The 21,417-nt window shown below is 49.9% G+C and carries 17 protein-coding genes and 1 riboswitch; of the genes, 8 read left to right on the top strand and 9 right to left on the bottom strand.

Translation table 11 applies throughout. From position 1 onward, the window contains the following. Positions 1-39 precede the first annotated feature (39 nt). The 5 genes from serS to lrp all read right to left on the bottom strand — a co-directional run bounded on the left by serS (position 40) and on the right by lrp (position 7,071). On the bottom strand, positions 40-1,326 hold the full coding sequence (serS, locus tag BZG81_RS12700) for a serine--tRNA ligase (protein ID WP_077460193.1): 1,287 nt from the start codon (positions 1,324-1,326) through the stop codon (positions 40-42). 187 nt (positions 1,327-1,513) lie between these two features. Next, positions 1,514-2,776 carry a replication-associated recombination protein A gene (locus BZG81_RS12695; RefSeq protein WP_077677575.1) on the bottom strand — a complete coding sequence of 421 codons (1,263 nt, stop codon included), beginning with the start codon at positions 2,774-2,776 and terminating at the stop codon, positions 1,514-1,516. Positions 2,777-2,847: 71 nt separating this feature from the next. Then, on the bottom strand, positions 2,848-3,477 hold the full coding sequence (gene lolA / locus BZG81_RS12690; RefSeq protein ID WP_021022417.1) for an outer membrane lipoprotein chaperone LolA: 630 nt from the start codon (positions 3,475-3,477) through the stop codon (positions 2,848-2,850). A 16-nt stretch (positions 3,478-3,493) separates the two neighbouring features. Beyond that, the gene (locus BZG81_RS12685) at positions 3,494-6,352 is read right to left on the bottom strand and encodes a DNA translocase FtsK (RefSeq protein ID WP_077677574.1); all 2,859 of its coding nucleotides are present in this window, start codon (positions 6,350-6,352) and stop codon (positions 3,494-3,496) included. A gap of 224 nt (positions 6,353-6,576) precedes the next feature. Continuing rightward, a complete protein-coding gene (lrp, locus tag BZG81_RS12680; protein WP_077460192.1) occupies positions 6,577-7,071 on the bottom strand; it encodes a leucine-responsive transcriptional regulator Lrp in 495 nt (164 codons plus the stop codon). Positions 7,072-7,237: 166 nt separating this feature from the next. Here lrp and ald point away from each other — a divergent pair, with 166 nt between their 5' ends. The 7 genes from ald to infA all read left to right on the top strand — a co-directional run bounded on the left by ald (position 7,238) and on the right by infA (position 14,798). Then, positions 7,238-8,362 carry an alanine dehydrogenase gene (gene ald / locus BZG81_RS12675; protein ID WP_077677556.1) on the top strand — a complete coding sequence of 375 codons (1,125 nt, stop codon included), beginning with the start codon at positions 7,238-7,240 and terminating at the stop codon, positions 8,360-8,362. Positions 8,363-8,481: 119 nt separating this feature from the next. Next, on the top strand, positions 8,482-9,441 hold the full coding sequence (gene trxB / locus BZG81_RS12670) for a thioredoxin-disulfide reductase (RefSeq protein ID WP_077677555.1): 960 nt from the start codon (positions 8,482-8,484) through the stop codon (positions 9,439-9,441). Between the two features lie 77 nt (positions 9,442-9,518). Then, complete coding sequence (cydD, locus tag BZG81_RS12665) at positions 9,519-11,288, top strand: heme ABC transporter permease/ATP-binding protein CydD (RefSeq protein WP_077677554.1); 1,770 nt, start codon at positions 9,519-9,521, stop codon at positions 11,286-11,288. Then, on the top strand, positions 11,281-12,999 hold the full coding sequence (cydC, locus tag BZG81_RS12660) for a heme ABC transporter ATP-binding protein/permease CydC (protein ID WP_077668834.1): 1,719 nt from the start codon (positions 11,281-11,283) through the stop codon (positions 12,997-12,999). Before cydD ends, cydC begins: the two co-directional genes overlap by 8 nt. 15 nt (positions 13,000-13,014) lie before the next feature. After that, on the top strand, positions 13,015-13,728 hold the full coding sequence (gene aat / locus BZG81_RS12655) for a leucyl/phenylalanyl-tRNA--protein transferase (RefSeq protein ID WP_077677553.1): 714 nt from the start codon (positions 13,015-13,017) through the stop codon (positions 13,726-13,728). Beyond that, entirely contained in the window at positions 13,725-14,450 is a 726-nt protein-coding gene (locus BZG81_RS12650; RefSeq protein ID WP_077575858.1) for an arginyltransferase, read from the top strand. The genes aat and BZG81_RS12650 overlap by 4 nt, the downstream gene beginning before the upstream one ends. A gap of 129 nt (positions 14,451-14,579) precedes the next feature. Then, entirely contained in the window at positions 14,580-14,798 is a 219-nt protein-coding gene (gene infA / locus BZG81_RS12645; RefSeq protein ID WP_021022425.1) for a translation initiation factor IF-1, read from the top strand. A gap of 93 nt (positions 14,799-14,891) precedes the next feature. On the opposite strand, the gene clpA is transcribed toward infA, so the two are convergent. Further along, entirely contained in the window at positions 14,892-17,147 is a 2,256-nt protein-coding gene (gene clpA / locus BZG81_RS12640) for an ATP-dependent Clp protease ATP-binding subunit ClpA (protein WP_077575859.1), read from the bottom strand. Positions 17,148-17,192: 45 nt separating this feature from the next. Beyond that, positions 17,193-17,513 carry an ATP-dependent Clp protease adapter ClpS gene (gene clpS / locus BZG81_RS12635; protein ID WP_021022427.1) on the bottom strand — a complete coding sequence of 107 codons (321 nt, stop codon included), beginning with the start codon at positions 17,511-17,513 and terminating at the stop codon, positions 17,193-17,195. A gap of 826 nt (positions 17,514-18,339) precedes the next feature. Between clpS and cspD the strand changes: the two genes are divergently transcribed. Continuing rightward, on the top strand, positions 18,340-18,561 hold the full coding sequence (cspD, locus tag BZG81_RS12625; protein WP_021022429.1) for a cold shock domain-containing protein CspD: 222 nt from the start codon (positions 18,340-18,342) through the stop codon (positions 18,559-18,561). 87 nt (positions 18,562-18,648) lie between these two features. Here cspD and BZG81_RS12620 read toward each other — a convergent pair whose 3' ends face one another. After that, positions 18,649-19,230 (bottom strand): thymidine kinase, encoded by a 582-nt coding sequence (locus BZG81_RS12620; protein ID WP_077460184.1) that lies wholly within the window; start codon positions 19,228-19,230, stop codon positions 18,649-18,651. Between the two features lie 110 nt (positions 19,231-19,340). Then, the gene (locus BZG81_RS12615) at positions 19,341-20,924 is read right to left on the bottom strand and encodes a Na+/H+ antiporter NhaC family protein (protein WP_077677551.1); all 1,584 of its coding nucleotides are present in this window, start codon (positions 20,922-20,924) and stop codon (positions 19,341-19,343) included. A gap of 88 nt (positions 20,925-21,012) precedes the next feature. Then, positions 21,013-21,194, bottom strand: a riboswitch (Lysine riboswitch). Positions 21,195-21,417: the final 223 nt, after the last annotated feature.

Raw genomic sequence — 21,417 nt, 5'->3', positions numbered from 1 at the left:
CGTGCCGGCTTCATGGTTATTAAGCACACGGTGAGCCCATTAGCCTATATGCGTTTGTCCACCCATATACGGACGTAATACCTCAGGGATTTCGATACGACCATCCGCTTGCTGATAGTTTTCCAAAATGGCCACCAAGGTACGACCCACAGCTAAGCCAGACCCATTGAGCGTGTGCAACAGCTCAGGCTTCTTCTCACCTTTACGGCGGAAACGCGCCTGCATACGACGCGCTTGGAAGTCCAAGGTATTTGAGCATGATGAAATTTCACGATAGGTATCTTGCGCAGGCAACCAAACTTCTAGGTCATAGGTTTTGGCCGCGCCAAAGCCCATATCACCGGTGCATAACAGTACTTTTCGATAAGGCAGGTTCAGCAACTGCAATACTTTTTCGGCATCGGCGGTAAGTGATTCGAGTGCTGCCATAGAATCTTCAGGCTTCACCACTTTCACCAGCTCGACTTTATCAAACTGATGCATACGAATCAGTCCACGCGTATCACGTCCGTAGGAGCCGGCTTCTGAACGGAAACACGGTGTGTGTGCGGTCATGCACAGCGGCAGATCCGCTTCATCGATGATCTCATCGCGCACCATGTTAGTCAGAGGTACTTCCGCGGTTGGGATTAACGACATGCCGATCCCTTCTTCGGTGGCCGGCTTGGTGTTAAACAAATCGTCACCAAACTTAGGCAATTGGCCGGTGCCATAGAGGCTGTCGGCATTGACTAAGTACGGCACATACATTTCGGTATAGCCGTGTTCGTTGGTATGTAAATCGAGCATAAACTGGGTTAAAGCACGATGCATGCGCGCCATCTGCCCTTTCATCACGATAAAGCGAGAGCCAGATAGTTTTACCGCACTGGCAAAGTCGAGACCACCGGACAGCTCACCTAAATCAACATGATCTTTGACCTCAAAATCAAACTGACGCGGTTCACCCCAGCGCATGATCTCCTGGTTCTCAGACTCATCTTTACCACTTGGGACGTCTTCCGCCGGTAAGTTAGGCACGCTCATCACCACGTCGTTGACTTTTTGCTGCAGCGCCGCGAGCTCTGTTTTCGCTGCGTCCAACTCATCACCAAGGTTTGACACTTCTTCTAGCAATGGCGCAATGTCTTCACCCTTTGCTTTAGCCTGGCCAATGGACTTCGATCGGGAATTACGCTCTGCTTGCAGTTGTTCGGTGCGAATTTGCAGCGCCTTACGTTGTTCCTCGAGTTCACGCATAGCGTCAACGTCAAGCGTAAAGCCACGACGAGCGAGTTGTTGAGCGGTTTCTTCCAGCTCAGTTCGAAGTAATTTGGAATCCAGCATGCTAATCCTGTGCTTTTCGGGTTGATTAGTTGGTTATCACTTGTCATCACGTTTGAAAACAAGCGTCGATACTGCGTATTGTATTACGCGATTGGTAAAGGGTGACGGTGGATGTCACCACGACGAGGAGACTGCGTCTTCATGGCGTCGCTGCACTCTAAACCTTACCCAAAAAGGGTAAACTTGCCTAGCGCTTTTGCGGGCTTTTTGCATCCTGCTCGGCCAGAAAGGCGAGCTTTTCGGCGATTTTAATTTCTAGCCCACGATTAACGGGCTGATAATAGCGAGTATCGCCAAGTTCGGATGGTAGATAGCGCTCTCCTGCCGCATAAGCATTGGGCTCATCATGGGCATATCGATAGCCCTTCCCATGCCCCATATTTTCCATCAATGCGGTCGGCGCATTGCGCAAGTGCATGGGAACAGGCGCGTTGGCGGTTTCTTTAGCGTCTCGCAACGCTTGTTTCCATGCGGTGTAAACAGCATTGCTTTTGGGCGCGCTGGCTAAATATACAGCGGCTTGAGCAATCGCACGCTCGCCTTCTGCCGGCCCTACGCGAGTAAAGCAATCCCACGCATTCAATGCCACCTGCATGGCACGTGGATCCGCATTGCCAATATCCTCCGAGGCGATAGCTAATAAGCGGCGCGCCACATAAAGGGGATCGCCACCGGCACTGACAATGCGTGCGTACCAATACAGGGCGCCATCAGGACTCGAGCCACGGACGGATTTATGAAACGCAGAAATCAAATCGTACCAAGCATCCCCTTGCTTATCGAATTGCGCCACTTTTTCACCGGCAACGTCTTTAAGCATCGACAGCGTCACTTGGCCATCGGCCATATCTGCCAGCATTTCCAGAAGATTCAACGCCATGCGCGCATCGCCACTGCACGCCGCGGTTAACGCCGCTTTAACGCCTTTATCGAAAGTGAGTGCCTGCTCGCCTAACCCGCGTTGCGAGTCGGCAAGTGCTTGATCAATCACGGCTTCAAGATCGCGATCATCCAGGCTTGTCAGTCGGTAGACGCGGGCGCGCGATAGTAAGGCATTGTTAAGCTCAAACGATGGATTTTCCGTCGTGGCGCCAATAAAGGTGACGGTCCCCGACTCGACATGAGGCAGAAAAGCGTCTTGCTGACTTTTGTTAAAGCGATGTACCTCATCAACGAATAAGACAGTGCGTACACCCGCTTGCTTGTTTTGCTCTGCACGTCCAATCGCTTCTCGGATCTCTTTCACACCGGAGGTCACCGCAGAAATTTGCTCCAGCTCGGCATTAGCTTGACGCGCAGCAATATCGGCCAGTGTGGTCTTGCCTGTGCCCGGTGGTCCCCAAAAAATCATGGAATGAAGCGTCCCCGACTCAATGGCACGGCGTAGCGGTTTGCCTTCGCCAAGCAGATGGCGCTGGCCAATATATTGGTCCAAGGTGACGGGCCGCATACGCGCGGCCAGTGGGCGAAAGTCCTCAGCGAAATCGAGCGGCAAGGTAGGCAAGGCATCCTCCGATGCGGTTAACGTGACTGGCGTTGATCGTCGACCATGACCGACTCAGGCGGAGTAAACGAAAACAAGTCCGCGTCTGGCGTTTGTCGGCTAAATTGGCTCAGTGCGAACTGACTCTGTTGCCCATCTTGCTCAACGACTCTAAAGCCAGTCAAGGTACCATCGGGCTTGACCGTGACATCAAACTGACCAATGGTGCCAGTGGTTTTTGGCGTGAGCGTGAAGGTATTGCCTTCCTGGGTGATTTGATAATCCTGCCAATCACTCGGTTGGTTACGGGTCAATAGCACGAAGGGCGTTTGTGCTGTTGCCTCTTCTAACCACATGGCAGTTACTTGTTCAACAAAGGGGCTGTAGTACCACAAGGTTTCACCATCAGAAATCATGATGGTTTCGTCCGGCGACGTGGTGGTCCAGTTAAACAAATTAGGGCGTTGGATAGCCAAGGTCCCTTTCGCTTGATGAATCTCGTCACCCTCTGGGCTTTGGACCTTTTGTTCAAACTGTGCGCTGAACGCATCAACCTTATTCAGTCTTTCGATTAAATGTTGTTGCGCCTCTGTTTGCGCTTGCGCGCTGACAACAACCAAGAGAGATATCACCGCCAACAGGTGGCGGACAGCAGCAAATCGAGTCATTGAACCTTCCATTCGATCAATCTTTCGGTGGCGGCGGTGCGATTACTTCGCGATTACCGTTATGGCCTGGTGAACTTACGACACCGTGTGCTTCGAGTTGTTCCACAATACGCGCCGCACGGTTATAACCAATTTTAAATCGACGCTGGACACCAGACACGGAACCACGACGACTTTCGGTCACAAATTCAACTACTTGATCAAACAACTGGTCCAGCTCTTCGCCATCGCCGCCGGTCGGCGCTTCACCAGGTAATAAGCTATCTGCACCTTGATCGCCTTGGGTGATTTCATCGATATATTGCGGCTTGCCTCGCGCTTTCCAATTATTAACCACCCGATGCACTTCTTCATCACTGACAAAGGCACCATGCACGCGGATCGGATGGTTGGAACCATTCGGCATAAAGAGCATATCCCCCATTCCCAGCAACGACTCAGCGCCGCCTTGGTCAAGGATGGTGCGCGAGTCTGTTTTGGTCGAGACAGTAAACGCCATACGCGTTGGAATATTGGCTTTAATCAGCCCCGTAATCACATCAACAGAAGGACGTTGGGTGGCTAACACAAGGTGAATACCCGCGGCCCGTGCTTTTTGTGCTAATCGTGCGATCAACTCTTCGACTTTTTTACCAACCACCATCATGAGATCGGAAAATTCATCTACCACCACCACGATATAGGGCAGTTTTTCCAGTTTAGGCGCCGATTCATCCATACTATCGCCCGATTTCCATAGTGGGTCAGGGATCGGATTATTCGCGGCTTCTGCCGCTTTCACCTTTTCGTTAAAACCTTTAAGGTTGCGCACGCCAAGGGCTGACATCAGCTTGTAACGTCGTTCCATCTCACCCACACACCAACGCAGCGCATTCCCCGCATCCTTCATATCGGTGACAACTTCTGACAACAAATGCGGAATGCCCTCATAGACCGATAACTCCAGCATTTTAGGGTCAATCATGATAAAGCGCACATCTTCAGGAGACGCCTTATAGAGCATACTAACCAGCATCACGTTCACGCCCACAGATTTACCCGACCCTGTCGTCCCTGCCACCAGCATATGCGGTGCTTTGCCAAGATCGGTAATAATGGCTTCGCCGGCAATGTCATTTCCTAACACTACGGAGATCGGCGATTGGCTGTTTTTAAATCGCTCACTGCCAATCACTTCTGACATAAACACCGTTTCGCGATGCTCGTTCGGCAGTTCAAGGCCAATATAAGGTTTACCTGGGATCACCTCGACTACGCGCACCGCGGTGGTTGATAGCGCACGCGCTAAGTCTTTAGATAAACCTGAAATTCGTGAGACCTTAACGCCCGGCGCCAAATCAAGCTCAAAACGCGTGATCACCGGCCCTGGATACACGCCCACCACGCGTGCTTGCACTTTAAAATCCTCCAAGCGCGCCTCAACCAAGCGCGCAATTTGCTCTAGCTCTTCGCGCGTGGCTTGTTGCGCTGTATGGCGCGCAGGATCCAACAGATCGAGGGTTGGGAAAGGTTCTGCCGGTTTAGGCAAATTGGGCTCATCTTTCACTAGAAAAGGATGGTCGAGCCCGGCCGCTTGCTGTTGGGATTTTTGTGCTTGGCGAATCGTTTCTTGGAAAGGATCCTCGTCATCATCGGCCAACTTGCTTGCCTGCTCCGCGCGCTCTAGCTCCGAGAGTCCATCTTGATTGCCATAGGTGGTATCAGCGTACTCTGAGTGCTTTGTTTCTGAGAGCTTTGTCTCTAAGTGCTCTGGCTCTGAATGCTTTGTCTCTGAGAGCTTTGTCTCTGAATGCTCTGAATCTGTCGACACGTAAGTTGCGACCGACTCACGACCATGCTGAGTCGGTGTTTGGGCTTGCGGGTCTGAGTCGGTGTCTGCGCTGAATACCGACGCAGAGGGCTCATCATCAGCAACAGCGGTTTGCCATTGTCCCAATGCCGGTTCATCCGCACTCTCTGACAGGGAGGATTCGGATTGCGTCGAACCGGCTTGCTCAGCGGTGGCATGTCCACCAAAGATGATCGACCTTTCACTCTCATGCGCGCTGTGCTCAACGGTTTCCTTTTCCGTCGCTGTCGTTTTTTCAGCGACCGATTTTTTCTCAGAAACGGACGCTTTCTCAGGCGATGTCGGCGTCAATCGACGTAAATCACTCAGCTCCATCGGTTCACAAGTCTCACGCGATTGCGTCACGTCTGTGTGCTCGGGGGCCGATGAGCCAGGCGCACCAAGTTGTGTCGGGGTATCGCCACGCACGCGATTAACCAGCCAGGTGATACCATTTAGCGTCACCGCGCCGAGGTGATCCACGATCGTGAGCCATGAAATTCCCGTGAATAAGGTGAAACCGGCCGCCCAGCCAAACAACATGACCAAGGTGGTCCCTAAGACATTAAACAAGGGCAAAGCAAGGCTATTGGTGACATCTCCCATCACGCCACCCGATGAAAAATGCCAAAAGTCATCAAAATTGAGATCAGCCAACGAACAACTGGTCAGGAAAAGGACCAGAAGCCCCAATAGACGTGCGCCAATAATGGTGTAATTAATGGGTTCATTATCACCACGCCGCCGCAAAAAAACCCAACCGCCAAGAATAGCAGCAGGGGGTAATGGATACGCCAAGATCCCAAACGAGAAGAAAAAGCTGTCTGCTATCCATGCACCCATCGCGCCAGCCGCATTATGAACGTCACCATGCCACGCGGTTTGCGACCACGAAGGATCAGCCGGATTAAAAGATAACAATGCCACCATGGTAAACACAGCAGCGGCGAGGACCAAGATGAATCCACACTCTTTTAAACGTTGACCGCCATCTAAACGCGCTTTCGGCTGAGCCGTTTTCGGCTCTCGACGTAAAGAAAACTCCATCATTACCTGTTTAATATTATTCGTTAATCGCATTCCTCACCCTGAATGGAGGCTTGCTCTGATTGCCCTGACTTTATCACATTCATGCCGTGACGGCAGGCATGATGCGTGTTTACGTTCAATCTTTACCGAGATATCACATTCTTTAAATCATGGCGTACAAAAAATAAGCCGAGCGCAATGCCCGGCTTTAGTTATGTTTTGCTTCACCCTATGGCCAACACTTAACGCGTGTGGATCACCAGGTGATTACTTTGTTTTACCTCTTCCATTACCACGTAAGTGCGTGTGTCATTCACGCCGGGCAAACGTAGCAAGGTTTCACCCAATAACTTGCGATAAGCCGACATGTCAGCTACTCGTGTCTTTAGTAGGTAATCAAAATCACCGGACACTAACGAACATTCTTGGATGTCTTCTAGTGTCTGCACCGCTTTATTAAATTGCTCAAACACGTCAGGTGCGCCACGATTTAGTGTGATTTCCACAAAAACGAGCAGTGATGCATCTAAATACTGGGGATTAAGCTGTGCCGTGTAGCCAAGAATATAGCCCTGACGCTCTAAACGTCGCACACGTTCTAGGCAGGGGGTTGGAGAGAGACCGACACGTTTTGATAACTCAACGTTGGAGACTCGCCCATCCTTTTGGAGCTCATTTAGGATGTTGCGGTCAATACGGTCCAATTCCTTGGAGGGCTTGTTTTTGGTATCTACCATTTTTTATTCCACCTTGTTACTTCCTTGCAAAAAGATATACCAAATTAAATAACATCTAAACAATCTTTAGCATCAAATGCTGGTTTATTGCCTTTATACTAGCCTGAAAATTGACAATTTCAATAACAAGCCAGCCGATAACACTAAATAAACAAGAGGTGACAGCATGATCATTGGCGTTCCAAAAGAAATCAAGAACCATGAGTACCGCGTGGGTATGGTTCCAGCAAGTGTCCGTGAGCTTATTTCTCACGGCCACTCGGTCTATGTTGAAACCAATGCAGGTAACGGTATTGGTTTCTCTGACGATGACTATAAAGCCGCTGGGGCATCCATTCTCCCTGCCGCCGCTGACGTATTTGCGAAAGCAGACATGATCGTCAAGGTCAAAGAACCGCAAGCTGTCGAGCGTGCCATGCTGCGCGAAGGACAGATTTTGTTCACCTATTTGCATCTTGCACCAGATTTTCCGCAAACAGAAGACTTAATTAAAAGTAAAGCTATCTGCATTGCCTATGAAACGGTAACAGATTCTAAAGGTCGATTGCCACTATTAGCGCCAATGTCTGAAGTCGCCGGCCGTATGTCTATTCAAGCAGGTGCACAAGCGTTAGAAAAATCACACGGCGGTTCGGGCATGCTGCTCAGTGGTGTTCCTGGTGTCGAACCCGCTAAAATCGTCGTACTTGGCGGTGGCGTGGTTGGCTCAAACGCCGCGCGCATGGCGGTTGGCCTCCGAGCTGACGTCACTATTTTGGATAAAAATGTCGATACATTGCGTCGCTTGGACGAAGAATTCCAAGGCCGCGCCAAAGTCGTCTACTCAACCGAGGAAACATTAGACCAGCACGTACTTAACGCTGATTTGGTTATCGGTGCTGTCCTTATCCCAGGTGCTGCTGCACCGAAACTGGTCAACGAAGACCATATCAAGCGAATGAAACCAGGCGCTGCGGTTGTCGATGTCGCTATCGACCAAGGTGGCTGTTTCGCGACCTCACATGCAACGACCCACGCTGACCCAACCTACATCGTTGATGATGTTGTCCACTACTGTGTGGCAAACATGCCTGGCGCTGTCGCGCGCACCTCGACGGTTGCCTTAAATAACGCAACACTGCCCTACATTGTGAAGCTGGCGAACAAGGGATATCGCGATGCTTTAGTTCAAGATGAGCACTTGCGTAACGGTCTTAACGTGATCAGTGGCCAAGTTACCATCAAAGAAGTGGCCGAAGGCTTTGATCTTCCATACGTTGATGCCCTGGATGCGCTGAAGTCAGCCCATTAATCGGCAATATCAATGATAGAAATAGAGGGCACCATCACGGTGCCCTTTCTTTAGCCTTCCAATTTACCTACAATCACTCCATTCAAAAAAACGAACCTCTTTCCTGCTCGGAGACGTGAATGAGTAACATTAAGCATGCGAACCTATTGATTCTTGGTTCAGGCCCAGCGGGCTACACCGCGGCTGTTTACGCGGCTCGTGCCAATTTAAACCCTGTTATGGTAACAGGCATGCAACAAGGGGGTCAGCTGACCACCACCACGGATGTTGAAAACTGGCCTGGCGATCCGGAAGGACTAACCGGTCCCGCATTAATGGATCGCATGAAAGCCCACGCAGAAAAATTCGATACCGAGATTATTTTTGATCACATCAATGACGTGGATTTATCCTCACGCCCTTTCCGCCTAAAAGGCGACAACGGCGAGTTCACTTGCGATGCCTTGATTATTTCGACGGGGGCATCTGCGCAATACCTTGGCTTACCGTCTGAAGACGCGTTCAAGGGACGTGGTGTATCCGCCTGTGCGACCTGTGATGGCTTTTTCTATCGCAACCAAAAAGTGGCGGTAATTGGTGGCGGTAATACAGCAGTCGAAGAGGCGTTATACCTTTCTAACATCGCCTCTGAAGTGCATGTTGTCCATCGTCGCGATACCTTCCGTGCTGAGAAAATTTTGGTCGATCGTATGATGGACAAAGTGAAGAACGGTAATATTGTCCTGCACACTAACCGGGTATTGGATGAAGTGTTGGGCGATGAAATGGGCGTGACACAAGCGCGCTTAAAAGACACACAAAGCGATGAGACCGAAACCCTTGATGTGATGGGTGTTTTTGTTGCGGTTGGCCATAAACCTAACACAGACATCTTTGCTGACCAGCTGAAAATGGAAAACGGCTATATCCAGGTTGAATCAGGCCTAAGTGGCAATGCAACCCAGACAAGCGTCGAAGGCGTATTTGCGGCTGGTGATGTCATGGACCACGTATACCGTCAAGCGATTACCTCTGCAGGGACCGGCTGTATGGCGGCTCTAGATGCCGAGCGTTATCTCGACGCACTCGCGAATCAGTAATTTCTCGCGCTCATGCAGGCTATCATTCGATGGCCTGCCCAGCCTGTTGGCAGGCTTTGATAGAATAATAAGATGATATGGATAAATCTAAACAGCGGGCGCTAACCCAATGGCTCAAGTCGCAGAGCACGTTAGCCAAACCCTGGTTAGTTGCGACGATTAGCATTGCACTCCTCTCTGGTGTGCTTTTGATTGCCCAAGCAGCACTTCTTGCCCACCTGCTGCATCAACTGATTATTGAGCAAACCGATAAATACGCCTTACTGCCAAGTTTTCTCACATTGGTCGGCGTTGTTTTAGCCCGTGCTGGGTGTAGTTGGGCCAAAGAACAAACTGGCTATCGCTGTGGTGAGGTCATTCGGCAACACATTCGCCAGTTAATACTCAACCGACTTCATGCGCTTGGACCTGTGAGTATTCAAGGGCGACCCGCGGGGAGCTGGGCAAGCCTGATCCTTGAGCAGGTTGAGGAGTTACAGGACTTTTTCGCTCGTTACTTACCCCAAATGGCGATCGCAGTCTTGATCCCCTTAGTGATTTTAGTCGTCGTGTTTCCAATCAATTGGGCATCTGGGCTGATCTTTTTAATCACAGCACCGCTGGTTCCCCTGTTTATGGCACTGGTCGGGATGAAAGCTGCCGATGCTAACCGCAAGAATTTTAAAGCACTGCAGCGTTTATCCGGCTATTTTTACGATCGTTTGCGTGGCCTACCCACACTAAAACTATTTAATCGCGTTGATGCCGAAGCCGATCAGTTACACCTGGCGTCACATACGTTCCGTCAACGAACGATGGAAGTATTACGTCTCGCGTTCCTATCTTCTGCGGTGCTTGAGTTTTTTACGGCGATTTCGATTGCGGTTGTGGCGGTGTATTTTGGTTTTAGTTTTATCGGTGAGCTTGACTTTGGTCATTATGGTGCGCCTATTTCGCTCTTTACCGGCTTGTTTGTGCTGGTGCTGGCACCGGAGTTTTACCAACCGCTTCGCGATCTCGGTACCTTTTATCATGCCAAAGCGCAAGCGATTGGGGCTGCTGAATCGATTGTCACATTTTTAAACGCTGAGCCTGATACAGGCACGCAAGGAGAAGCAACTCCTGACCTGTCCACGGTCACCATCACTGCCGAGGATCTCGAAGTGCTCAGCCCTGATGGCCAGGTACTCGCCGGTCCCATGAATTTTCATATTAAGCCCGGTGAACATATCGCACTGGTTGGCGTGAGTGGCGCCGGAAAATCTAGCTTACTCAATGCGTTACTCGGCTTTCTTCCCTACCGAGGTAGCTTGACCATTAATGGCTGTGAACGCAGTGAGCTGGCACTTTCGCATTGGCGACAAGCCATTAGCTGGGTGGGACAAAATCCACAACTGTTCCATGGCAGTATTCGCGATAATATCGCGCTCGCCAACCCCGATGCGAGTCCAGAAACGATTAACCAGGTGATGACACAAGCCTATGTGGATGAATTCGTGATGCGGTTAAAAAATGGCCTTGCGCACGCCGTCGGTGATCGCAATGGCGGCTTATCCGTCGGCCAAGCGCAGCGTGTCGCTGTCGCACGCGCCTTGTTGCAAGACGGTGCGTTATGGGTGCTAGATGAACCGACTGCGAGCCTGGATGCACACAGTGAAAAGCTGGTCATTGAAAGCTTACATGCTGCCACTCAAGCTAAAACCTGCATCCAGGTCTCTCACCGTCTAGATGCACTGGCTAACAGTGATCAAGTCTGGTTGATGGCCGACGGAAAGCTGGTTCAACAAGGCCAGTATCATCAATTAGCGCACACAGGGCCGCTGGCAGAGATGCTGGCTTCAGCCGATAGGAGAAATCTTGATGCGTGAACTCCTGCCGTATCTACGCTTGTATAAACGTCATTGGTTTGGCTTAAGTTTGGGCATTGTCCTCGCGTTTGCCACTTTATTTGCCGCCATTGGCTTGCTCACTCTCTCTGGCTGGTTCATTGCCGCAGCGGCAGTGGCCGGTATCGCAGGCATCGCCACCTTTAACTATATGTTGCCAGCCGCGGGCGTGCGTGGGTTTTCTATTGGGCGCACCTTTGGTCGTTGGGCGGAACGTGTGGTCAGCCATAACGCTACTTTCAAGTTGCTTGCTGATCTCCGCGTGTCGTTTTTCCGTAAATTGGCGCCGTTAGTCCCCGACCATCGTCTGAATATGCGTGATGGTGATTTGCTTAACCGCATGGTGGCGGATGTCGACGCCATGGATCATGTTTATCTACGCCTTATTAGCCCCATGATTGTGGGTGTACTGGGCGTATTAGCCGTGAGCTTATTCTTGGGCTGGTTTGATCCGACGCTTGGTATTGCCTTGGGTCTGAGTTTGCTGGTACTGCTTGTCAGTCTACCTATCGTTTTCTATCGTCTGGGCAAGGATCAGGGCCGAGATCAACTAGAACAAAATGCCGCAACCCGCGTTGCCCTGCTAGATTGGCTGCAAGGCCATGCAGAATTAGCCTTATTTGGCGCTCGTGAGCGATATCGTGCGCGCATTGACGACAGCGAACAAGCGATGCTCAACGCGCAAGCGAATATGGCCCGTATCACAGGATGGGCTAACGCCGTGCTAATCGCAGCCACCGGACTCACGTTAGTCTTGATGATTTGGCTGGCAGCTGATGGCGTTGGCGATCGTGCACCAGGCCCCCTCATCGCCATGGTAGCGTTTACGACCATGGCAAGCTTTGAGCTGATGATGCCGATTACGGCAGCTTTCCAGTATTTAGGCAAAACGCTCACAGCCGCAAAACGGCTCAACGCCATCACAGAACGCCCACCCAGTGTTCCTTTCCCTCTCGATGGCCACAAAGGACCGGTAACAGGTTCAATTGGCTTGAATAAGGTGAGCTATCAATACCCTGGGGCGGCACAAGAGGCGGTATCAAGGGTCTCGCTGGACATCACAGCAGGGCAAACCGTCGCGCTATTAGGTCGTACAGGTTGTGGTAAGTCGACCCTTATGAGCTTGCTGACGCGTGCATGGGATCCGACTCAGGGGCAAATTACACTCGATGGTGTTCCGTTGAGCGAGTGGGATGAGTCTAGGTTACGTGATGCTATGTCTGTGGTGACGCAACGGGTTGATCTCTTTAACGGCTCACTCCGCGATAATCTCATTCTCGCCCGTCCAAATGCCTCAGACTCGGCATTATCTCACGCATTGACGCAGGTCGGGTTAGCGCGTCTATTAGAAGGGCAAGGCTTAGACACCTGGCTAGGCGATGGTGGACGCCAGTTATCAGGCGGTGAGCGCCGTCGTTTAGGTATCGCGCGTGGTTTATTGCATTCGGCCCCGATTATGCTCTTAGATGAACCGACAGAAGGCTTAGATGTGCAAACTGAAGCCGAAATCCTGTCTTTATTGAAAACCCATTGCCAAGATAAAACAGTGGTGATCATTACCCATCGTCTTGTTGGCTTGGAGCAGGTGGACACTGTCTGCTTAATGGATGCCGGTCAGATTATTGAACAAGGCACGCATCAGTCATTGATCGATGCCAATGGACGCTATGCACAATTGATGCATCGGCTGTAAATCAGAGAGCACACGATGACCCTCTATTTGCCTCCTTTAGCGCAAGATGACGTTCGTTTTCCTCCCGTCACCGAGGCGCTGGATCATCCCGATGGCTTGCTTGCCATCGGGGGGGATCTTAGCCCTGCTCGGCTAATGTCTGCGTATCGCAATGGGATTTTCCCGTGGTTTGGTGAAGATGACCCGCTGTTATGGTGGTCACCCAGTGAGCGGGCCATCATTCAGCCAACCGAGTTTCACGCCAGCAGAAGCTTACAAAAAGCAGCGAGAAAGTCCGGAATGACGGTTACCTTGAATCAGGCCTTTGAGCGCGTTATTGCTATCTGTGCCGAGATTCGAGGGCCGGAGCAAACTTGGATCACGCACGAAATGCAAGCGGCCTATTGCCAGCTTCATCATCAAGGTGATGCCCACAGCGTGGAAGTATGGCAAGGCAATACATTAGTCGGCGGATTATACGGTGTGTCGGTGGGGGCCATTTTCTGCGGTGAGTCCATGTTTTCAAGCACAACGAATGGGTCTAAATTCGCGCTGTGGCAATTCAGCCAATATTTTGCTCACCAAGGAGGGCAATATATTGATTGCCAAATGATGACACCGCATTTAGCGTCATTAGGTGCGCAACCTTGGTCACGTCATACGTTTATCGACACGCTTCACGCACATCGTGACCGCCCTATTGCTGATGGCTACCCACCGCAACGTCTTGCCGATTGGAGAATAACATGAGTGTTGGAATCCAAGTTGGAGTCACACCAGGCGCTGATTGCCAGTATCTTACTGATCAAACTGAGCAACTCGCGGTGGTGATGTCTCCAGAATACCATCAACGCGAACGTTATGGCGCGCTGTTAGCGGCAGGCTTTCGGCGAAGCGGTCATCTCATCTACCGTCCTCATTGCCCTTCTTGTCAGGCTTGCCAAGCGTTGAGAGTCGATGTCGACCATTACCGCCCATCAAAAAGTCAAAAGCGGCATCGCAGCCAGCTCAAGCGTCTCACTATGCACGTCAGTGACCAGTTAGATGACCACTGGTTCGAGTTGTATGACCGCTATATTACCGCCCGTCACTCAGAGGGCAACATGTACCCGGCCAAACGGCAAGACTTCTTAGATTTTATCCATAGTGATTGGCTAACCCCGCGCTTTATTCATCTGTATCAAAATGAAGAACAGCGTTCACGCTTGATCGCCGTGGCAGTGATCGATGTGGTGGATGACGGCCTTAGTGCCTTATATACGTTTTTTGACCCCCAGCACCGATTTTCATTAGGACGTGTGAGTATTCAAGCGCAACTCCAGCTAGCAAAATCGATGCAGTTACCTTGGCTGTATTTGGGCTACCAAATCGATGCCTGCGCCGCGATGCGCTATAAAGCGGACTATTATCCCCACCAACGCTTTATTAATCAGCAGTGGCGGGCCTTTTCCTGGCCAGTTATTCCACAATAGTCGCTATTTTTTCTAGCAAGGTGCGCCCCAACAGGGTAAAATTCGCACCCGAACTTTACAGACTTTCAGAATAGAGGCATTATCTGTCGGTCAAAAAATTGGCTATCAGAATAAGCCTAAGAGGATTCAATGGCAAAAGAAGACGTAATTGAAATGCAAGGCACCGTATTGGATACGCTGCCTAACACTATGTTCCGCGTAGAACTAGAAAACGGTCACGTGGTGACTGCCCACATTTCAGGCAAGATGCGTAAGCACTACATCCGCATCCTGACCGGCGACAAAGTCACTGTTGAAATGACCCCTTACGATTTGTCGAAAGGTCGCATCGTTTTCCGTTCGCGTTAATCCTCCGAACGCGGTCAAAAAAACCCGGCTCTCAGGCCGGGTTTTGCTTTGGTGAACGCTTACTTTAATGAACACTTACGTGAGCAACTGCCGTTACGCTGGCTCCATTTGATCACTGAACTGGAAGTCCAAGCGGTTGTTTTTCAATACCACTCGAACCGTTCCTCCATTGACCAAACAACCAAAGAGCAGTTCGTTCGCTAATGGTTTTTTCAGATTATCTTGAATCACACGCCCCATCGGTCGCGCACCCATCGACTTATCGTAGCCCTCTTCTGCCAACCACTGTTTGGCTTCCGATGTCACTTCGAGTGAAACACCTTTAGCATCCAGTTGCGCTTGCAGCTCAACAATAAATTTATCCACCACTTGCAAGATGACCTGCTCATCCAAGTGATTGAACCAGATGATATTGTCGAGACGATTACGGAACTCAGGTGAAAATACCTTTTTAATTTCCGACATTGCATCATGGCTGTGATCCTGCTGAATCAAACCGATGGACTTACGTACCGTTTCCGCCACCCCGGCGTTGGTTGTCATCACCAAGATAACATTACGGAAATCGGCTTTGCGGCCATTGTTGTCAGTCAGTGTGCCATTATCCATGACTTGGAGTAACAAATTAAACACGTCAGGATGCGCTTTCTCGATCTCATCAAGCAGCACCACACTGTAAGGATGCTTAATCACCGCATCCGTCAGCAGGCCGCCTTGATCGTAGCCAACATAACCTGGTGGTGCACCAATCAAGCGGCTGACGGTGTGACGCTCCATGTATTCGGACATATCAAAACGTTGGAGTTCAATGCCCATGGCACGCGCAAGCTGCACGGTCACCTCTGTTTTGCCCACACCTGTTGGCCCAGCAAACAAGAACGACCCCACGGGTTTGTTATCATCACCCAAGCCGGCACGACTGAGTTTAATCGCCTCTGACAATGCCGTTATCGCAGTATCTTGCCCAAACACCAACATCTTAAGTTTGTCGTCTAGCGACTGCAGCACATCTTTATCGGAAGAAGATATCGACTTCTCCGGGATCCGTGCCATTTTTGCAATCATGGTTTCAACATCAGGCACGTTGACGGTTTTTTTACGCTTACTCGCAGGTGCCATTCGGCATCGCGCGCCCGCTTCATCAATCACGTCAATCGCCTTGTCAGGAAGGTGGCGCTCATTGATGTATTTTGCCGACAACTCAACCGCCGCACGAATCGCTTTGTTGGTATACCGCACTTCATGATGCGCTTCGTATTTCGGTTTCAAGCCCATCAAGATCTTGGTGGTATCGTCGATAGACGGCTCCAACACATCAATTTTTTGGAAGCGACGCGCCAATGCACGCTCTTTCTCAAAGATAGAGCCGTACTCTTGGTAGGTTGTCGAACCAATACAACGTAACTTACCGCTGCTCAGTAGCGGCTTGATCAAGTTTGCAGCATCGACTTGGCCGCCACTTGCCGCACCCGCGCCAATGATAGTGTGGATCTCATCAATGAAAAGTACGGCATGATCTTCTTTCTCAAGCTGCTTTAAAATTGATTTAAAGCGTTTCTCGAAATCACCGCGATACTTGGTCCCCGCCAAGAGCGAGCCAATATCTAGCGAATAGATGACGCAGTCTTTAATGACATCGGGCACTTGGCCTTCGACAATGCGCCACGCCAGCCCTTCGGCAATCGCTGTTTTACCCACGCCGGCTTCCCCCACCAGCAATGGATTGTTCTTGCGACGACGGCACAGCACCTGAATGGTTCGCTCAAGCTCTTTGTCACGACCAATCAAGGGATCTATGCCACCGACGCGCGCCAACTGGTTTAGGTTGGTAGCAAAGTTTTCTAAGCGATCTTCACCTGGGTCGGCGCCCGCTTCTTCTGTCCCCATATCACTACTGGGAAGATCTTCACTGTCGTCTTTGGTGGTGCCGTGGGAGATATAGTTCACCACGTCTAAGCGGCTGACATCATTTTTCTTCAATAAATAAGCCGCATGCGACTCTTGCTCACTGAAGATAGCGACAAGCACGTTCGCACCACTGACTTCGCTGCGCCCCGATGACTGAACATGGAACACGGCCCGTTGCAAGACGCGCTGGAAGCTCAACGTGGGTTGTGTTTCTCGCGACTCATCATCCGCCGGGATCAGCGGTGTGGTTTGTTCAATAAACGCGTCGAGTTCTTTGCGTAGCGCCTCCAGATCAGCTCGGCATGCCACCAGCGCTTCATGCGCCGCCGCATTTTCGATTAACGCGAGAAGCAGGTGCTCCACCGTCATAAATTCGTGGCGTTTTTCACGCGCACGTGCAAACGCGCCGTTCAAACTTGCTTCAAGTTCTTTGTTAAGCATAAAGGCACCTCCCTCAAAAACCGCGCTAAAGCGTGATGAAGCAGCTTACGCTTTCTCCATCGTGCACAGTAGCGGATGGCCATGCTCTTTGGCATACATCATTACCTGTGCCACTTTCGTTTCAGCGACCTCGGCAGTAAACACACCGCAGACCGCTTTTCCTTCATAGTGCACCGCCAGCATGACTTGTGTCGCTTTGTCCACATCCATGGCAAAAAACGTCTGGAGCACTTCGATAACAAACTCCATGGGAGTGTAGTCATCATTGTTGAGCACCACCTTGTACATCGATGGCGGTTGTAACTTAGTTTTTTCTGACGCCTCAAGCTCTGCGTCAGGCAAACCCCATTGATTCCAATTACTCATAACCACTTCAATGCATTGTTAGGGTATCAAGGCTCATTGTGTGGCGGGGCAGCACTGCCATCCACGAATCCCGTCCACCTGTCTTTAAAGTTAAGCTACAGATTGTATTCCAGCAACCTTTTCAATGCGAACATCGTTTGTCTGAGCAATTGTTAATCATGGTAGTGCTTTATCGTTGCACATATATATAGGGTGAAACACGCAAATTCGTTCACTGACTATGCCAAAGCCCATGAAAATGTGTTACCAACCGGGTGCCTGTATGCGTGCACAAAAAAAAAGGCAGACATACACCTACCCGATGGGCTATCACCACGCAAGCAGGATCATATGTTCGCTTATCCTGTGTTCTTTCTTCTTACAATTATTCAATAAACCTTCATGTTTACGCATTTGGCGCTAACACGCCTTCGTAAACTCGATACCGCGCCGGCAAACAACGTCAAATCACAACAAAAAACAAAATTCTCAAACAAAATATTATTAAACAATGTGTTATATAAAACAAACCATAAAAACAACACTTATCACGAGCGAAAAAGCATCGATAACAGTCCGACATTCATGCAAATGACATGTCTGTTCTTTAATGAATTATCGTCACTCCCTCACACTTTTTCGATTTATTATTACATTCTTGTTATATGTTATAGCCAGCGCTTGACTGCCTAAAAGTATCTACTAAAGTGGATTGTGTGGTAGGTAAATGACCAAGCTGGCTTCGGTCAGTCTGCGCCAGGGGGAATCCCAAGCTCAAGGCTAACCAGAAGGTGACAAGGCGTTTATCACGAGGTATGCAAAGTTTGATGCAAGAAGGATGTGTCGCATGGAAACTGGTACAGTAAAATGGTTTAACAATGCAAAAGGATTTGGCTTTATTTGTCCAGGAGAAGGGGAAGGAGACGTATTCGCTCACTACTCTACGATTCAAATGGATGGATATAAGACATTAAAAGCGGGGCAAACCGTCAGCTACGAAGTCGAGGAAGGACCCAAAGGCTACCATGCCAGCCAAATTGTGCCAGTCGATCAAGAGGCAGTGAAATAGCACTGACCCCGATCGGCCAAATTGAAGAAAAGGCGAGCTGTTGCTCGCCTTTTTTGTCTTTTCAGTGTGTCACACAGGTTCCATTGCTCAGAGCAGTCCGAGCATCTGCTTGTAGTGGCGACGACAAACAGACACATAACGTTCATTGCCCCCAATCACAACCTGATCGCCATCTGCAATCGCGTTGCCTTCAGTGTCTTGCCGAATGACACGACTGGCTTTACGCCCACAATGACACACAGTTTTAAGCTCCACCAATTTGTCAGCCCACGCGAGTAAGTACTGTGACCCTTCAAACAATTCACCACGAAAATCGGTACGCAAACCATAACATAGGACAGGGATCCGCAATTTATCCACGACATCGGTCAGTTCCAGTACTTGCTGCTTAGTTAAAAACTGGCTCTCGTCAATTAACAAACAGTCGACTTTGTCCTGAGATAAAATGGCCGCCACATGCTCAAACAGCGACGTTTGGTTGTCATACAGATGTGCATCCGCGTCCAGGCCTATACGTGAACTTATTTTACCTTGCCCATAGCGATTATCGATCGCGGCGGTGAACAGTAAAGGCTGCATCCCACGCTCTTGATAATTGAACGCAGATTGCAACAAGGTGGTCGATTTACCGGCATTCATTGCCGAATAGTAAAAATATAACTGGGCCATAACTGTCTCTACACGTAACGCCCTACTTCAGGGCCAACATCATTCAATACACCGGCATGCTACCGAACCCGCAGAAAAAGAAAAGCCCCGTTTATGCGGGGCTTGAACGACTATCCTTTCAATTGACAGGGCCGCTTTTTAAGCCAAAGTAACCCCGAGCACAAAAGAATGAACGCCAGCATCGACGCGGCTAATGACCATAACAAAGAGGCGGTAAAGCCAAGCACTAAAAAGCCAAATGTCGCAACGACTGCGCCCCCGATTGCATAAGGTAGCTGCGTGGCGACGTGGTCAATATGCCCACAGCGCGCCCCTGTTGAGGATAAAATGGTGGTATCTGAGATAGGAGAACAATGATCGCCAAATACAGCACCGGCTAATACCGCAGACAGCATCGGCAACATCAGCGCAATATCCGTCGCTGCCGCAAGATCCCCCGCAATCGGGAGCATAATACCAAATGTGCCCCACGACGTGCCCGTGGCGAATGCCATCACTGCCGCCAATAAAAATAAAACCACAGGTAACAATTGAGCAGGTAGGTTACCTTGTACTAACGAGGATAAATATTTACCCGTTTGTAAATCACCAATGATATGGCCAATCGACCAAGCAAATAGCAATATAAGAATCGCACCAAACATTGATTTAGCGCCGACCCATAACGTCTTCGCAATATCGGGCTTAGCAATGCCTTGTTTAACCGTCATCACTAGCGCAACAAACAGGCCGGCCAGTCCGCCCCACAGTAATGACATGCCGACGTCGGTATTCTCAAACGCTCCCAGGATAGAGAATGCATGATGATCAGCGGCTAAAGATTGCGCACCGGTGTAAAGCATGGCGCTAATCGTGGCGATCACTAGCACGACTATCGGAGCCACCAGATCCGCTACACTGCCATTTTCACTTTCTTCGATGCCTAAATCATCGCAAATATCAGCACAATGTTCGCTTTCATCACCTAATCGGCTGCCTTTTTTTGCTTGGTATTCAAATTGGCGCATGGGGCCAATATCAAGCTGAAACCAGACCACGGCAAACACTAACAGCAGCGCAAAAATGGCATAAAAGTTCATCGGAATCATGATGACAAACGCACCCAGTGCGGTGTAATCGGTAACACCATGCGCAACCAAGATAGAGCCAATAACGGTAATGATATAGGCACCCCAGCTGGAGGCCGGTGTAATCACACACATAGGCGCCGCTGTCGAGTCGAGAATATAGGCAAGTTTTGCCCGTGAAACATGAAAACGATCCGTGACTGGGCGAGAAACGGCCCCTACCGCTAAGCTATTAAAGTAATCATCAACAAAGATGAATACCCCAAGAAAAGCAGCCAGTAACTTCGCACCACGTTTACTCTTAATCCGGCTTTGTGCCCAATTCGCAAACGCGCGCGTCCCCCCCGATAAGGATAATAACGCGGTAATCATGCCCAATAATATTAAAAAGGCGAGGATACTCAAGTTCCAGCTGTTTAAACCGCCATCAGCGATAAATAAGCCAGTGATCACGTCCAGTAAATACTGACTAGCGGGCACAAGTGAAAAATCCGTCAGTAATACGGTGCCAAGGATTATCCCCATACCCAACGACAATAAGACACGTCGAGTTGCAATCGCGAGACCCAAGGCCAGCAACGGAGGAAGCAGTGATAAAGCGGATGAAGAAAAGTCTGTTAAGTTCATGATCTCAATATCAACCAGGTGGTTGGAGATCTACTGCAGAAACGAAGACGGTAAGGCGTGGTATTACACGGCAAACAACTTGCCTCCTACATACAGTAGCGCTCCATAGTGTGTTTCTAAGTACTATGGCAGTGCTGCTCCTATTCGGTAACAGCCCCAGCTCAATCGGTGTGATGACCTGATTGGCTTCGGCATTGTTTCCTTTTATGCGCCCTCATCGGTATCACCCTCTTGCGCACGACTCATAAACAACGCACCTCTACGTTAAGCGAAGTGCATTCTACACATCGTGCTCACTATCGCAACTGTTTATGTTTGAAAAATCATCGGCTCGTTGTCAGGCGTTCTATTCCTTTTCCATGCCAATGATAAACGACGCGCATTCTATTTTTTTAGACACAAGAATCAAAACGCCAATAAAACTATACGCTAGGATTGCGAATAACTTGCAAATAATGAACAATGTGGCGTATTAATATATGTAATATTGTAT

Origin of the sequence: Salinivibrio sp. MA607 (assembly GCF_001996245.1) — a bacterium.
GTDB lineage: Bacteria > Pseudomonadota > Gammaproteobacteria > Enterobacterales > Vibrionaceae > Salinivibrio > Salinivibrio costicola.
Note: the sequence above shows the minus strand (reverse complement) of the source record. Positions and strands in the feature narration are given on the sequence as shown.